At 39.0% G+C, this 15,145-nt stretch carries 12 protein-coding genes; all 12 read right to left on the bottom strand.

The genetic code is table 11. From position 1 onward, the window contains the following. Positions 1-59: 59 nt before the first annotated feature. A complete protein-coding gene (gene ymfI / locus ACFQZ9_RS06790; protein ID WP_498942833.1) occupies positions 60-782 on the bottom strand; it encodes an elongation factor P 5-aminopentanone reductase in 723 nt (240 codons plus the stop codon). 143 nt (positions 783-925) lie between these two features. Next, positions 926-2,218, bottom strand: coding sequence for an EF-P 5-aminopentanol modification-associated protein YfmH (gene yfmH, locus ACFQZ9_RS06785; protein ID WP_498942832.1), 1,293 nt, complete (start codon positions 2,216-2,218; stop codon positions 926-928). Continuing rightward, positions 2,218-3,498: a M16 family metallopeptidase gene (yfmF, locus tag ACFQZ9_RS06780; RefSeq protein WP_498942831.1), complete on the bottom strand. Its 1,281-nt coding sequence runs from the start codon at positions 3,496-3,498 to the stop codon at positions 2,218-2,220. The genes yfmH and yfmF overlap by 1 nt, the downstream gene beginning before the upstream one ends. 178 nt (positions 3,499-3,676) lie before the next feature. Further along, positions 3,677-4,636: an ABC transporter permease gene (locus ACFQZ9_RS06775; protein WP_498942830.1), complete on the bottom strand. Its 960-nt coding sequence runs from the start codon at positions 4,634-4,636 to the stop codon at positions 3,677-3,679. Beyond that, positions 4,637-5,683 (bottom strand): ABC transporter permease, encoded by a 1,047-nt coding sequence (locus ACFQZ9_RS06770; RefSeq protein WP_498942829.1) that lies wholly within the window; start codon positions 5,681-5,683, stop codon positions 4,637-4,639. Beyond that, positions 5,676-7,211, bottom strand: coding sequence for an ABC transporter ATP-binding protein (locus ACFQZ9_RS06765; protein WP_133332763.1), 1,536 nt, complete (start codon positions 7,209-7,211; stop codon positions 5,676-5,678). The genes ACFQZ9_RS06770 and ACFQZ9_RS06765 overlap by 8 nt, the downstream gene beginning before the upstream one ends. 343 nt (positions 7,212-7,554) lie before the next feature. Continuing rightward, positions 7,555-8,640, bottom strand: a complete 1,086-nt coding sequence (locus tag ACFQZ9_RS06760) for a BMP family lipoprotein (protein ID WP_198311238.1) — start codon at positions 8,638-8,640, stop codon at positions 7,555-7,557. Between the two features lie 89 nt (positions 8,641-8,729). Continuing rightward, complete coding sequence (locus ACFQZ9_RS06755) at positions 8,730-9,455, bottom strand: GntR family transcriptional regulator (protein WP_026574906.1); 726 nt, start codon at positions 9,453-9,455, stop codon at positions 8,730-8,732. Positions 9,456-9,757: 302 nt separating this feature from the next. Continuing rightward, positions 9,758-12,109 (bottom strand): FtsK/SpoIIIE family DNA translocase, encoded by a 2,352-nt coding sequence (locus tag ACFQZ9_RS06750; protein WP_498942828.1) that lies wholly within the window; start codon positions 12,107-12,109, stop codon positions 9,758-9,760. Positions 12,110-12,236: 127 nt separating this feature from the next. Further along, positions 12,237-12,473, bottom strand: a complete 237-nt coding sequence (locus tag ACFQZ9_RS06745; RefSeq protein ID WP_498942827.1) for a YlzJ-like family protein — start codon at positions 12,471-12,473, stop codon at positions 12,237-12,239. Next, on the bottom strand, positions 12,470-13,231 hold the full coding sequence (locus ACFQZ9_RS06740) for a ClpP family protease (RefSeq protein ID WP_198311235.1): 762 nt from the start codon (positions 13,229-13,231) through the stop codon (positions 12,470-12,472). Before ACFQZ9_RS06740 ends, ACFQZ9_RS06745 begins: the two co-directional genes overlap by 4 nt. A gap of 112 nt (positions 13,232-13,343) precedes the next feature. Continuing rightward, on the bottom strand, positions 13,344-15,011 hold the full coding sequence (locus ACFQZ9_RS06735) for a ribonuclease J (RefSeq protein ID WP_498943596.1): 1,668 nt from the start codon (positions 15,009-15,011) through the stop codon (positions 13,344-13,346). Between the last annotated feature and the right edge of the window lie 134 nt (positions 15,012-15,145).

Here is a 15,145-nt window from a genome sequence, read left to right as displayed (position 1 = left end):
ATAGTACAAGGATATTTTGTGACTTTCCAAAGGGATTTATTCATCTTAAAATTTAATTTTTAAGTGTACCAGCCACCGTTTATGGCAAGAATTTGTCCTGTTATGTACGACGATTCTTCAGATAATAAAAAGGCGGTGCCTTTTGCGATTTCTTCCGGTAATCCAAGCCTTCCCATTGGGATTTCTTCATGGATGGATTCCAATTCTTCCTTAGTAAAACCCGTCATCATCGGCGTTGCTACGGCACCAGGAGCAATCGCATTTACTCGGATGCCATTCCGAGCTACTTCTTTACTTAACGCTTTCACAAAGGCTATTTGAGCGCCCTTCGCAGTGGAATAGGCAACTTCACAGGCAGCTCCGGTTTGTCCCCAAATTGAAGTAATGACCACGATACTCCCTGACCCCTTACGATATAATTTCGGCAATAATTCTTTGGTCATCATTAAAGGATTTAGAACATGTATGTTCAGTAACGCTGCCGCCTCTTCCTGTGACAGATCCACTAGCAGTCCATAATGACTGTTGCCACCGCAATGAATAATGGCATCAAGTGAAAAAATTTGCGAACAAATTTTTTTGTATCCATTTGAATCTGCCAAATCCGCGTGAATAGGCATATACTCCCCGCCATACGATTGTAATTTTTCCATTAAATCCGTTATCATTTTTTCATTTCGATTGTAATGTAAATATAGATGGTAGCCATTTGCAGCTAAGGTTAATGCAATTGCTTGTCCGATACCTCCGCTTGCTCCCGTGATGAGTGCATATTTTTTCAAAAGCCTCACTCTTTCTATTTATATAATAGGCTATGTTAAATTTGGCTGTTGATTTCCGCTCCAATCAATAAGTTTAAAAATCAACAAGGATCTTTAACACAGTAATATAATAAAAAAGCGCCGTTCTCCGACGCTTTCCTAAACTAATGTTTCTTCGGAATAACCTGACAAACCGAAAATCGCTCTTCTGAAACAACTTCAGATGCCAATTGCTGTACATCCTTTAAGGTTATCTTTTCAAGCGTAGGAACAACATCAAATAAATCCATATCATTAAATGCATACCGGGTAAATTGATTGGCAATATATTCAGGAGAGTTGACTGCTCTTAAAAACGATCCTATTTTTTTCTTTTTCGTCCGCTCCAGTTGCTCTTCCGTGAAGATGCTGCCATTCTTTGCATCCAGAAGCATTTTTTCAAGTCTTTCAGCAAGCTGATCTGCATCCCTTGTATCCCCGCCGACCATCGCAAACCCAAACCCCTGCTCTTGGGTATAATCATAAGAAAACGAGTCATCAATCAGCCCCTCTTTATAGAGCCGATCAAAATTTTCCGAGCTCTTACCGAATAACAAATCAAGCAATATATTGGTCGTTAATTCATTTTTTAACAGTTCATCGCCTTTTTGATCCACATGAAGAGCTTTGATTCCTACTAAGCACTTAGGCGTTTGGACATTCATTTCAAGTACCTGTTTCTTTTCTGCAGCCGCAGCTGGCTCTTCGTCAAATTTCCGTTTGATTTCCGGCTGGTCTTTAAATGGTTTTTTCGCCTGGTTTGCTCTTACTTGATCCATAATCGCGTTTGGATCAACCGGTCCGACAATAAACAATAGCATATTGCTTGGATGGTAAAATGTATTGTAGCATTCGTAAAGCCAATCTTTCGTAATATGGGAAATTGACTCAATTGTCCCGGCAATATCAATTTTAACCGGATGGTTTTGATATAAATTTTCAATTAAGCCAAAATAGAGACGCCAGTCAGGATTATCATCGTACATCGTAATTTCCTGTCCAATGATTCCTTTTTCCTTTTCCACTGTTTTTTCCGAAAAATAAGGTTCCTGTACAAAATCAATTAACGTTTCTAGATTTTTTTCTACATCTGAAGTGCTGGAAAATAAATAGGCAGTCCTTGTAAACGAAGTAAAGGCATTGGCGGATGCACCTTGACGGCTAAATTGCTGAAAAACATCCCCATCTTCTTTTTCAAATAACTTATGCTCTAAAAAGTGGGCAATCCCATCAGGCACCTTAACATACTCATCTTTCCCAAGCGGAATAAAGCTATTATCAACAGAACCATATTTGGTCGTAAAGGTTGCATAGGTTTTATTAAATCCCTTTTTCGGTAAAATATAGACTTGTAGTCCATTGTCCATTTGCTCATGAAAAAGTTCTTCCTGGAGCTGGTCAAACTTAAGTTTCTCCATTATTGGCCCGCCTCCGTTCCTGTTAAGAAATAAATCGTATCAAGCTGAATTTTTTCCGAAACAGCCACGATTTGTTCCTTTGTTACTTTTTGCATTTCTTCAACCCAGGTACTTAAATGAATATCGGTATCAGCTACCACATTATGATATAAAACTTCAATTAGGCCCCTTGAAGTATCTATAGTCTCAAGCATTTGGTTTTGAATCACAGCTTTCGTCTGGTTTAATTCTTCTTCCGTAAAATCACCCTTTTTCATCGCTTCCATTTGTTCATGGATAATTCCAACTGCTTGATCATAATTCTTTAAATCAATACCCGAAACGACAATCATCAATCCTTTATGACTTTCCAAGCGACTTGCGGCGTAGTAGGCAAGGCTGGCTTTTTCCCTTACATTAATAAATAGTTTGGAATGAGAAAAACCACCGAAAATACCATTGAAAACTTGCAGGGCAAAATAATCAGGGTCCCCATAGCGAACATTGGTACGGTATCCGATATTTAATTTTCCTTGTTTGACATCCTGCTTTTCTTTCACTTCATTCACTTGCTCAATCATCTTTTGATTTGCTGCGTTCGGTTTTTTCGGTGTTCGCGTTTCAAATTTGAGCAATTCATCAGCTATTTTTTTAACCTCTGCCTCTTTTACATCACCAATTACATATAAATCTAATTCATCTTCAGAAAATGCTTTTTTATAAAATTCATATAAGGTCTCTGGCGTGATTTTATCAACATCGTCTAAGTTCCCGTTTACATCGAGAGCATACAGCTCCCCTTTGCACATTTCTTCAATTAAACGGACATTGGAGTATCTCATTTTATCATCATAAACAGATTGAATTCTCTGCTTTAATGTTCTTTTTTCTTTCTCGATTGTCTCGGAATCGAAAGCTTTGTCAGAAGCATTTGGTTTCGTTAATATTTCTGCCAATAACTCAAAACCTTTTTTCAATAAAGGACTTGGGTCACTTAGAAATTTTTCATTGGCTATTTCGATGGTAAAACTTATAACATGATTTTCACCTTTTTTAGATAGATCCACAAACAAGGTTGCTCCATATAATTCATCTAAATATGAACGAAGTGCCGTAGTAGATGGAAATTTTGCCGAACTGCTTTGTAAAACATGGGGAAGCAGCGCCCTTTTGGTTATGTCCTCTTGCGATAATGGTGCTTTCATTTTCCATATAAATGTATTGGTTTTATATTTATCTGTTTCAATGACATGTAGCTTGTATCCTTGCATCTCTGTCATTTTGTCTGCAACAGCATCCATTTTCATACCTCCTTCAAATTAAAAAAATCCCTTATCTAACCATATGTAAAAAATCATGCAGTTATTTTATCTTTTCCTTAGTTAAACAGACGTATACTTTTACTATAATTTGCCACGTAGGCCCACACAAGTTTCAAACGTAGAAAACCCTTGGACTTATGGTCCAAGGGTAGAAATCTTATCGACTTCCTTTAATATAATGCACACCATCTGCTTTTGGTGCTTCTGCCCGACCTATAAAGCCCGCTAGTGCTAAAATCGTTAACACATATGGAGCAATTAATAGGTACACATCCGGAATATTTTTTAAGAAAGGTAAACTTGAGCCGATAATACTGATACTTTGGGCAAAACCAAAGAATAGTGCCGCTCCCATCGCACCCAGCGGATGCCATTTACCAAAAATCATTGCAGCAAGTGCCATAAAACCTTGACCGCTAATAGTGGAATGGCTGAAGTTTGATGAAATCGATTCAGCATAAACTCCTCCCCCAATTCCGCCCAGAGCACCGGAAATAATGACCCCTAAATAACGCATTTTGGTTACGTTAATCCCCATTGTATCTGCAGCCATTGGGTGTTCACCCACAGAACGAAGACGCAGTCCGAATGGAGTTTTATAAATAATATACCATGCGATAATTGCAACAAGTATAGCTACAAATGAAGTCCAGTAGGTATTTTGGAAAAAGATTTTTCCAATAACAGGGATATCCTTTAAAATTGGAACATCGATTTTACTAAAGCTTTGTTGGATGATGTCCGTTTCACCTTTATTGTAAATTAATTTAACAAGGAATAAGGTAAGCCCTGTTGCTAGCAAGTTGATGGCCACCCCGGAAACTGTATGGTCCGCACGGAATGTGATTGCCGCCACGGCATGGAGAATGGAAAAAATCGCTCCGGCTGCCATTGCTACTAATAACGATATCCAAGGAGTTGCAGCACCGAATGTACCGGCAAAAGTTAAGTTGAAGACAACTGCTGCAAAAGCACCTATAACCATTAATCCTTCAAGTCCGATATTAACAACACCGGAACGTTCAGAGAATACACCGCCTAATGCAGTGAAGACAAGTGGAGCTGCCCATAATAAGGTGGAAGGTACTACAATCGTCAAAATTTCCATTAAGCTCACTTACTTCACCCCCTTCTTACTGAATCGGTCAAGAACTATTCTTATGATATAACTTGAAGCAACAAAGAATACAATCAAGGCAATAATGATATCAACTAATTCCTTTGGTACTCCTGCCTCCAGCGGCATGGATAATGCTCCAATTTTTAATATACCGAATAAAAGGGCTGCGAAAAATACTCCAAGTGCTGTATTGCCGCCCAATAATGCAACCGCAATTCCGTTAAAGCCTACGCCTGTAAACCCGCCTTGAACCGCCATATATCCGAAAGTACCAAGACCTTCCATTGCACCGGCTACTCCTGCGAAGCATCCGGAAATCACCATTGATAGAATTATATTTTTATTTACACTCATCCCTGCATAATGTGCTGCATCTTGGTTGAATCCTACGGCCCGCAGCTCATAACCACGGGTTGTTTTTTCTAATAGGAACCACATAATAAAGCAGCATATGATGGCAATAATGATCCCCCAGTGCATGGTTGAATGGGTGGTTAATTCTTCAAGCCATGGAGAACGTAATGACGCTGAGTCACGAACCATTCCGGTTTTAGATGACCCTTGATTTAATTTATTATTAATAATGTAGTTAACAGTATGCAAAGCAACATAGTTCATCATAATGGTAACAATTACTTCATGCACACGGAAACGTGCTTTTAAGAGACCTGGAATAAAAGCCCAAAGTCCACCAGCTACCATTGCTGCGATGATTGCTAACGGTAAATGAATGATTTTTGGTAAATCAAAAGATACCCCTACCCAAACGGCGGCAAGCCAGCCAACAATAAATTGACCTTCAACACCGATATTAAATAATCCAACTCTAAAAGCAAAGGCAACAGCAAGTCCTGCTAAAATATATGGAGTTACCTGTCTGATTACCTCTCCAATATAGTAAATATCACCAAAAGCACCATCCCACAATGCTGCATAGGCGGCAACAGGGTCATAACCACTTGCTAACATGATGATGGTCCCAACAATAACCCCTAAAATAACAGCAATAATGGGTGTTAAAATATTGCGTAAGCGTTTAGACATGTGTTCCTTCCCCCGCTTCTTTTCGATTCGAACCGGCCATCAGCAATCCCAGTTCTTGTTCCGTGGTTTCTTTTGGATTTACCACTGCAACAATTTTCCCCTCATAAATAACGGCGATCCGGTCACTGACATTCATAATTTCATCCAGTTCAAAAGATACCAGTAAAACTGCTTTCCCATTATCTCGTTGCTCAATCAATCGTTTGTGAATAAACTCAATTGCCCCGACATCCAAACCACGTGTAGGTTGTGCAGCAATCAGTAATTCTGGATTTCGGTCTACTTCACGACCGATAATCGCTTTCTGCTGATTACCACCAGATAATGCACGTGCCAAAGCATATTCACTAGGAGTTCGAACATCGAATTCTGATATTAATTTTCTTGCTTTGTTATAGATCTCTTTAAAATTTAATATTCCATTCTTTGAGTATGGCTTTTTATAATAGGTTTGCAGCACCATATTTTCGGCAATTGGATAGTTCAAAACTAAACCATGCTTATGTCTGTCTTGTGGAATATGACCGACCCCGGATTCAGTTACTTTTCTCGGTGAAAGCCCGAAAAGTTCTTTTCCATTTACTTTCACACTTCCGCTATCAGCCTTTCTTAATCCAGTAATGGCCTCGATGAATTCTGATTGGCCATTCCCGTCGACTCCTGCAATTCCAACAATCTCACCCGCACGAACTGTTAAGCTAAGTCCATTTACAACCGTTACACCGCGTGAATCCTTCACTAGTAAATCCTTGACCTCAAGCACATCTTGTTTCGGATTTGGCGGTTTCTTTTCCGTTTTAAAAACAACTTCACGGCCAACCATTAAATTTGCCAATTCATTTGGATTGGTCTCACTGACATTGACTGTACCGATCCCTTTTCCTTTACGAATAACCGTGCAGCGGTCAGCAACCTCCATAATTTCTTTCAATTTATGAGTAATGATAATGATGGATTTACCTTCTTTTATCAACGTTTTCATGATTTGAATCAGTTCATGAATTTCCTGAGGCGTTAAAACGGCGGTAGGTTCGTCAAAAATCAATATTTCCGCACCACGATAGAGTGTCTTTAAAATTTCTACCCGCTGCTGCATCCCTACGCTGATATCCGAAATTTTAGCCTGTGGATCAACGGCTAACCCATAACGCTCTGAAATATCACGAACTTCTTTTTCCGCTTTTTTCAAATCAATCCTTCCGGCAGTTGTGATTTCTTTTCCTAAAATTATATTTTCTGTTACCGTAAATTTATCAACAAGCATAAAATGCTGATGCACCATTCCAATTCCAAGGTCATTGGCAATGTTCGGATTTGATATTTTTACAGGTTTCCCATGAACCCGAATCTCCCCTTGCTCTGGTTGGTATAAACCAAAAAGGACGTTCATTAATGTAGTTTTCCCGGCTCCATTTTCCCCCAGTAACGCATGGATTTCTCCCTTTTTCAATTGAAGGGTAATGTTATCATTTGCAACAAAGCTGCCAAATTCCTTGCGGATATTAAGCATTTCAATAACATATTCCATCCTATCTCACTTCCTTTTAAAAGGTTTTTGAAATTTTATACATAAGTAGTAAGAGGTCAGACCTTTATTTTTATTAAAAAAATAGGGAATTCTCCCTCGGTAAACCCTAACTGAAAAGTAGAATTAAAAATATAATTCTACACTTCATTTAAGGTTCAAAAAATAAGCGGGCCGGTAATTGAAACCCGCTATGTATAGTAAAGTGAATTATTTCTTGACTTTGATAATTGTCCAGCACCAGCGCCTAGCCCCTCGAGGGAAAAAATGAACTGCTTTTTTCCTAGGTTGCTTCGGTCCCGCCAGCACTTGTCGGGGCTGAACGAGGCGCTTCCGCTTTTCTTATTTATTGAGCTTTAAAAGTCTTTAACTCTTTTAGTGTTCCAGGAACTTTTACAGCACCTGATTTGATCTTATCTGTCCATTCTTTAACAGCTTTTTCAATGGCAGCTTTGTTTGATGCTTTACTATTAATTGGCGCTAAGCCAACTCCATCCTCATGTAAGCCGTATACAGTTGTTTGGCCTCCAGGGAAGTTGCCTTCTTTCGCTTTTGTAGCAATATCCTTAACTGCAAGGTCAACACGTTTCATTGCAGATGTTAAGACAACATCCGGACCCATAAAGCTTTGGTCTTGGTCTACACCAATTGCCCAAATTTCCTTGTTTGGATCTTTCTTCTTAAGGTCAGAAGCTTCCTTGAATAGTCCGTTACCAGTCGCACCAGCAGCATGGAATACTACGTCATCACCAGAAGAATACATTTTAGAAGCAATAGTTTGACCTAGTTCTGCTTTATCAAATGCACCTGAATACTGTACGTCAACTTTTGCTTCAGGTTTAGCAGCTTTTACACCTGCTAAGAAACCAGCTTCAAAACGTTCGATAACAGGGATTTTCATACCACCGATGAAACCGATTTTGTTTGTCTTTGTTTGAAGGGCTGCCGCAACACCAGCAAGGAATGCAGCTTCTTGCTCTTTAAATAGTACGCTGGCAACATTTGGTTCTTTTACTTCATCATCAATGATAGCAAAATTATTTTTAGGTTGTTGTTTAGCAATCTCATCCACAGCATTGTGCATGAGGAAACCAATTCCAAATACTAAATTAAAGCCTTGACGTGCAAGTGTATTTAAGTTTGTTGAATAGTCAGCATCAGAAGTAGATTGAAGGTAATCGTATCCTTCTTTACCCTTTGTTAATCCATTTTCTTTACCATAATCTTGAAGACCTTGCCAAGCAGATTGGTTAAATGATTTGTCGTCAACACCGCCGACATCTGTAACCATTGCTACAGTAAAGGCTTTTTCTTTCTTGCCGCCATCTTTAGCAGTATCGTTTGTGTTATCATTGCTTTTTCCACATGCACCTAGAAGTGTTCCAGCAGCAAGAACAAGTGATAACGCCATTCCAATTTTACGCTTTTTCAAGATATTGACCCCCTAAAGATTGTTGTTTTGATTAAGTAGAAATGGAAGAAAGCAGAAATGTTTCCGTTTTCATAATCTCCTAAAAAAAATTAAAATCTTTTCCGAAGCACACGAAAACTAAACTTATCTGCTTTAAAATAGTTTACCGAAAAAAGTATAGGTTCATCCGTTTCATCGAAATGCATTTGCTTTAAAACAAGCAAAGCAGTTTCAGGGTCACATTCTAGAATTGGGGAAATTTTCTCATGGTAACCAATTGGTTCAATCTGGGCAACTGCATATGTAATTTTGCGATTCGCCTCTTCTTCTAAAATCTTGAAGATTGACTCTTTCCCGTGAGAAAAAGTTTCGGGCAAAATATTTTCAGGTACCTTGTCAACACAATAGACAACCGGTTCCCCATTTGCAGTTCTGACCCGTTCCATGACAACCATTTCCTCATTTATAGAACATGAGAAACGGCGAATATCCTCCTCGGTAGGTCTTTGGGTAGATGAACTTAGGAATATCGTCCCCGGTTTCATCCCCGCTTGCTTAATCATGTCAGTGACACTATTAAGTTGTTCAATCCCAGAAGTAAACAATGGCTTCGAGTTTACGAAGGTTCCCACTCCGTGGCGCCTTATAATCACATTTTCCTCCTCGAGAATACGAAGTGCCTCTCGAAGAGTAGCCCTGCTTACACCTAGATGTTTTGCAAGATCAAATTCTGAAGGTAATTTTTCTTTTTCTTTATAAACACCTTCTTCAATATCTTGCTTTAACCGATCGATAACTTGTAAATACAAGTGCCGATTATCTGACCTAATAGACATGCAGGTTCCTCCAGCCTTTTCCTAAGACATCAGACATCTGATGTATAATCATTCCTACTAATCGAAAATAATATAACATTTTTTCAGTGATAAATAAATAGAAATTATTCATTTTGTCGAAAAAAGCCACAAATGAAGAAATTTGTCGAAATTTCGAGTGTTTTGAACCTGCAAATATGATATAATTCCTCTTCCAAATATATCATATAGGACTTTTAGAATAAGGCGTTTCCCCACTATTATATGTTTCTTTAGTGAAATTATATGAAAAAAGAGCCAAAGCTGGCTCTTTTTTAATTTATTTAGGAACTAATCTCCTCATTTGGTTTACTTGTTAGCAAAACTACGCGCGGCTTGCTTCCTTCATATGGTCCAACGACACCGCGTGCTTCCATTTCATCAATGAGCCGGGCAGCTCTCGTGTATCCAATTCTAAATCTCCGCTGCAGCATCGAAACAGAGGCTGTTTGCATTTCAATAATTAAATTAACTGCTTCGTCATATAGGTCATCGTCCACCGCACCCGTGGTTTCGGGAAGATCGTCTGGAATCATTTCTTCTTGATATTGTGCTTTTTGTTGTCCAATAACAAAGTTTACTGTATCCTCAACCTCATCGTCAGAGAGAAAGGCTCCCTGAACCCTAATTGGCTTTGATTCCCCCACCGGGAGAAACAGCATATCCCCTCTGCCCAGAAGTTTTTCCGCCCCACCCATATCAAGGATCGTCCTTGAGTCAGTTGAACTTGAAACCGCAAAAGCTATTCTTGATGGAATATTTGCTTTTATGACCCCTGTAATGACATCAACAGATGGACGCTGAGTTGCAATAATTAAGTGTATTCCGGCTGCACGAGCCATTTGTGCCAATCTTGTAATGGAGTCTTCAACATCTGAAGAGGCAACCATCATTAAATCCGCTAACTCATCGACTATAACCACAATATATGGTAGTAATGGCTGTTTTTCTCCAGTCTCCAAATTGTGGCGTTTCATATGATCGTTATAACCTTCAATATTCCTAGTTCCAGTATAGGAGAATAATTCATAACGTCTTTCCATTTCACTAACAACTTTCTTTAGTGCCTGAGATGCTTTCTTTGCATCGGTAACGACTGGTGCTAATAAATGGGGGATACCATTATAAACATTTAATTCAACCATTTTTGGATCTATCATCATTAATTTTACTTCATGCGGCTTTGCGCGCATTAAAATACTAGTAATAATCCCATTGATACAAACACTTTTTCCGCTTCCTGTAGCACCGGCAACAAGTAAATGCGGCATTTTATTTAGTTCTGCAAGAACCGCTTCCCCTGTTATATCCCTGCCTAACCCTATTAACAGCTTGGCATCAGGCTTATCATTTTGCGTTGCTTCAAGTACCTCTCTTAGTGAAACCATTGCTACTTCTGAATTAGGAACTTCAATACCAATAGCTGATTTTCCGGGGATAGGTGCCTCAATCCGGATATCCCTTGCAGCTAGCGCAAGGGCTAAATCGTCACTCAGGCTAACGATTTTACTTACCTTTACCCCTACATCCGGGTGAACCTCATATTTAGTTACTGCCGGCCCTAAATGAACTTGGGTTACACGCGCTTTAACACCAAAACTTTGAAACGTCCGCTCAAGCTTTGCCGCGTTTGCATGGATTAATTCATACTCACCACTTTGGTCTGTTTTCCGCGGCATCCTCAGCAATCTAAGCGGTGGCAGTTCATAAGCTGTATTTTCCACCTCGGTAAACGTAATCGGCGGACTTTGATCAACTTCTTCTACGGTTGGTACCATCGCATTTTCCTGCATTCTCTCTTGTTGTTCACTTTCTGATGGTGCGTCATCCTGATAGGCCCTGTCAGCAAAACTTGAAATGATAGGTTCAGGCATTCTAATCTCTTCCATCTCCGGCTCAGGCGGATTGGCGTTTTCAGGCTGAACTCTAGAACGTCGATTTCCCCGTTGCTCCCGCTGCTGGTTCCTTCTTTCCACTTTCCGCTCTTCCTGTTTTTGTTTCCACTCTGCCATGTCTGCTTTAAACGCGATCCACTGACTTTTTCCAAAGGCAAAAATGGTCATGAGAACTTTTCCAATAAAGTCTCCAAAAGATTTTCCTGTTATTAAAATAAAACCAATCAGAACAAAGATAAACGCAACAATTTTGGTCCCGGTTTCCGCAAATAGAAAATGAAATAAAGCAAATAACACAGCACCAATCATCCCGCCACCTAAATCGTGTGTACTGGTTTCTCCCTTTACTTCCATCATAAACAATTCCCAAGTATTATTGATTACACTAGGATTTTTAAATCGTCCGCCGTTTGACAGAAGATCAAACAATGTCACATGGCTTAAAAGAAGAATCGATGAAATAATAAAATAAGAGCCTACTAATTTAAGATTGAAAAAAAAAGGTACAGTTCTTTTCCACATCAAATATACACTCATTACCACTAATCCAATTAAACAGAGCATATACCATTCGCCCATCCAAAAACGGAAAAATAAGACTGTTGCTTTGCCAACTGCCCCAAGCTTCGCCATTGAAATGATGGCTAAAGCTAATAACGCTAAGGCTGTTAATTCATATTGAACAGTCTTTTTTAACTGGTTATCCCTTTTTTTTGCTTGCCTTCTCTTTTTTTTCGCCATCAAATCACCTGTAATCGTTTATATTAACTCTTCAACTATTCTGAAATAGCATTTTTAGGATAAAAAGGAAGAAAGCAGCCTGCTTGGCTGCTCTTGTCTTCTTGTCCTAATTATACCATAATGCCTGTTAGAATGCGGACAAACCTTCGCTGTTCGAAAAAGAAATTTTTGCTCCCGGACAAAATCGATCGTCTAGGTAATGCTGAGGATCACTGCTTAGTACACGGATTACCTGAACATTTTGCGGATCCATCATATCCACTAATAGTGGAACCCCTTGATAGTTAATCATTTGCTGTTTCGAGAAAGCTTCTGTTTCGCTTGGAAAAATAAGTTCTTGCGGCATCATCGTATAAAGAATCATTGAATCAGCCCTTCTTTTTCTTCTTTTTGTAAATCAATCAACTCATTTAACTTTTTCATCGCAGCGCCAATTCCGCCAACTTCATCAATTAGACCATTTTTTACAGCATCGGCACCAATTACGTTTGTTCCAATATCCCGTGTCAGATTGCCCTTTGCAAACATTAGGTCTTTAAAGGTATCCTCGGAAATTTTTGAATGCTTTGTAACAAAGTTCACGACCCGCTCCTGCATTTTATCTAAATATTCAAAGGTTGCGGGAACACCAATGACTAGCCCCGTTAAGCGGATTGGATGGATGGTCATCGTCGCTGTTTCTACAATAAAGGAATAATCGCAGGAAACGGCAATAGGTACACCAATAGAATGCCCTCCACCCAAAACAACAGAAACAGTCGGTTTTGAAATCGTCGCAAGCATTTCTGAAATGGCAAGACCTGCTTCAACATCCCCGCCAACCGTATTTAAAATAATGAGTACTCCTTCAATTTTAGGATTCTGCTCAATGGCAACTAACTGTGGTATAAGGTGTTCATACTTCGTTGTTTTATTCTGCGGCGGCAATGCTAAATGTCCTTCTATTTGCCCGACAATCGTTAAACAGTGGATCCTCGAGTCAGATGATAGTTGAGGAACATTGGTTTGACCAAGCTGTTGAATTTTTTCTATTAAATTCGAAGATGGTTTTTCCTCTTTTTGAGGCTCCCCTCCGTCTGGATTTTCGGATTCATTTCGAAATATATTATTTAAAATATCCATCCCTAGACTCCCTTCACACATGATGACTTTAGTATTAACGTATGCTTGAAATTCATGCTATTTTTTCAAATAATAAAAAGCACTGGAATTTCCAGTGCCCTACAAACGATAGCTAAATTTCCATGATGATTGGTAAAATCATCGGTCTTCTTTTGGTCTTTTCAAACAAATAGCGATTTAGTTCATCACGAATATCTTGCTTAAGGCTTGACCATTCGAAAGTTTCCTTTGCAATATTTCGTTCCACGATTTCACGAACTAATTTTGTCGAATCATCCATCAACTTTTCTGATTCACGAACATAAACAAATCCTCGTGAAATAATTTCAGGACCAGCAGCAATTTTCTTATCCTGTCTTGTTAAAGTAACAACCACAATCAATATGCCATCCTGGGATAAAAGTTTTCGGTCCCGCAACACAATATTTCCAACATCACCGACACCAATCCCATCAATCAGAACATTCCCTGAAGGCACTTTACCGCTAAAACCAATTTTTCCATCCTTTATTTCAACAATTTCTCCGCGTTCAGGGATTAAAATCTGTTCGTTCGTCAGGCCAATTTCCAGTGCCAATTTTCGATGTGCCTGAAGCAGGCGGTATTCTCCATGGACCGGGATGAAATACTTAGGCTTCATCAGGTTAATCATAAATTTTAATTCTTCTTGACTTCCATGGCTGGATACATGAATGGTCCGTTTACCGGCGATGACATTCGCTCCCGCTCTAAACAGCATATCAATGGTTTTTCCTAAAAAGACTTCACTTCCCCGTAATGGTGAAGCAGCGATTAAAACGGTATCACCCGGTTGTATATTGACCAATTTAGCTGTTTGTTTCGCCATTTTCTGTAAGGCTTCAATCGGCTCCCCTTGGTTTCCTGTCATTAAAATGACTACTTCATTGTCTTTATAGTCTTTTAATTCACTAATGGGGATGATTAAATCTTCTTCAACCTCTAAATAACCTAAATCAAGTGCAATATGATAAATTCGCTCAAGGCTTTTCCCAACGACCGCAACCTTTCTACGGTTTTCTTTTGCAGAATCAAAAATGTGCTGAATCCTGTTAATATCAGATGCAAAACAAGCAGCAATAATCCTTCCAGGTGCATTATAAAATGCATTGGACATTTCTCTTACAACAATTGCCTCTGAGGTGGTATAGCCTGGCTTTTCTGCTTCGGTACTATCCGATAACAGACATAAGACTCCTTTTTCCCCAATCGCAGCCATTTTTCCAATTTCAGGCTTATAAAGCTTCGTTGCGGCCTGATCAAATTTAAAATCACCCGTATAAACGATAATACCTTCAGAAGTGTGAATACAAACGCCAACAGAATCCGGAATACTGTGATTTGTTTTAAAAAAACTGACATCTACAGAATCCATGTTTAAAATAGTATCGGAATCCACTTCAATAAACGTTGGTGTTCCGGTAAATTCTTGTTCCTTAAGTTTTGCGCTAGCAAGCGCTAGTGTTAATTTCATGCCATAAACTGGAACATTTACCTGCCTTAATAAATAAGAGAGTGCACCAATATGATCTTCATGACCATGGGTAAGGAAAATGGCTTTTACTCTGTCTCTATTTTCTGTCAAATAGGTCATATCTGGAATTACGATATCGATACCGAGCATTTCTTCCTCGGGGAACATTAAGCCGGCATCAATGACAAATATATCCTTGTCCACTTCGACAAGGTACATATTTTTTCCGATTTCTCCGATACCACCAAGAGAAATTACCTTAATGGAATTATTTTTTTTGCTTGTGATCAATGTTTGAATCCTCCTACGTTATTTATGCCGACCGAAATCAGTTATGATTATTATACTTGAAACACGAAAATCATTACAACCATATTCTACGAACCTGAGGCTATTTACTCCCTTAAAGCTAAAAAAATCCA

This window comes from Neobacillus sp. GCM10027624, assembly GCF_042675345.1.
Classification (GTDB): Bacteria; Bacillota; Bacilli; order Bacillales; family Cytobacillaceae; genus Neobacillus; species Neobacillus cucumis_D.
This window is presented reverse-complemented; position numbering and strand designations above follow the sequence as displayed.

What these genes read in the sequence shown, in the direction of transcription:
- yfmH (WP_498942832.1), bottom strand. Translation starts at nt 2,218, where the DNA reads ATGGAGAAACTTAAGTTTGACCAGCTCCAGGAAGAACTTTTTCATGAG.
- yfmF (WP_498942831.1), bottom strand. Translation starts at nt 3,498, where the DNA reads ATGGATGCTGTTGCAGACAAAATGACAGAGATGCAAGGATACAAGCTA.
- ACFQZ9_RS06770 (WP_498942829.1), bottom strand. Translation starts at nt 5,683, where the DNA reads ATGTCTAAACGCTTACGCAATATTTTAACACCCATTATTGCTGTTATT.
- ACFQZ9_RS06765 (WP_133332763.1), bottom strand. Translation starts at nt 7,211, where the DNA reads ATGGAATATGTTATTGAAATGCTTAATATCCGCAAGGAATTTGGCAGC.
- ACFQZ9_RS06755 (WP_026574906.1), bottom strand. Translation starts at nt 9,455, where the DNA reads ATGTCTATTAGGTCAGATAATCGGCACTTGTATTTACAAGTTATCGAT.
- ACFQZ9_RS06750 (WP_498942828.1), bottom strand. Translation starts at nt 12,109, where the DNA reads ATGGCGAAAAAAAAGAGAAGGCAAGCAAAAAAAAGGGATAACCAGTTA.
- ACFQZ9_RS06745 (WP_498942827.1), bottom strand. Translation starts at nt 12,473, where the DNA reads ATGATTCTTTATACGATGATGCCGCAAGAACTTATTTTTCCAAGCGAA.
- ACFQZ9_RS06740 (WP_198311235.1), bottom strand. Translation starts at nt 13,231, where the DNA reads ATGGATATTTTAAATAATATATTTCGAAATGAATCCGAAAATCCAGAC.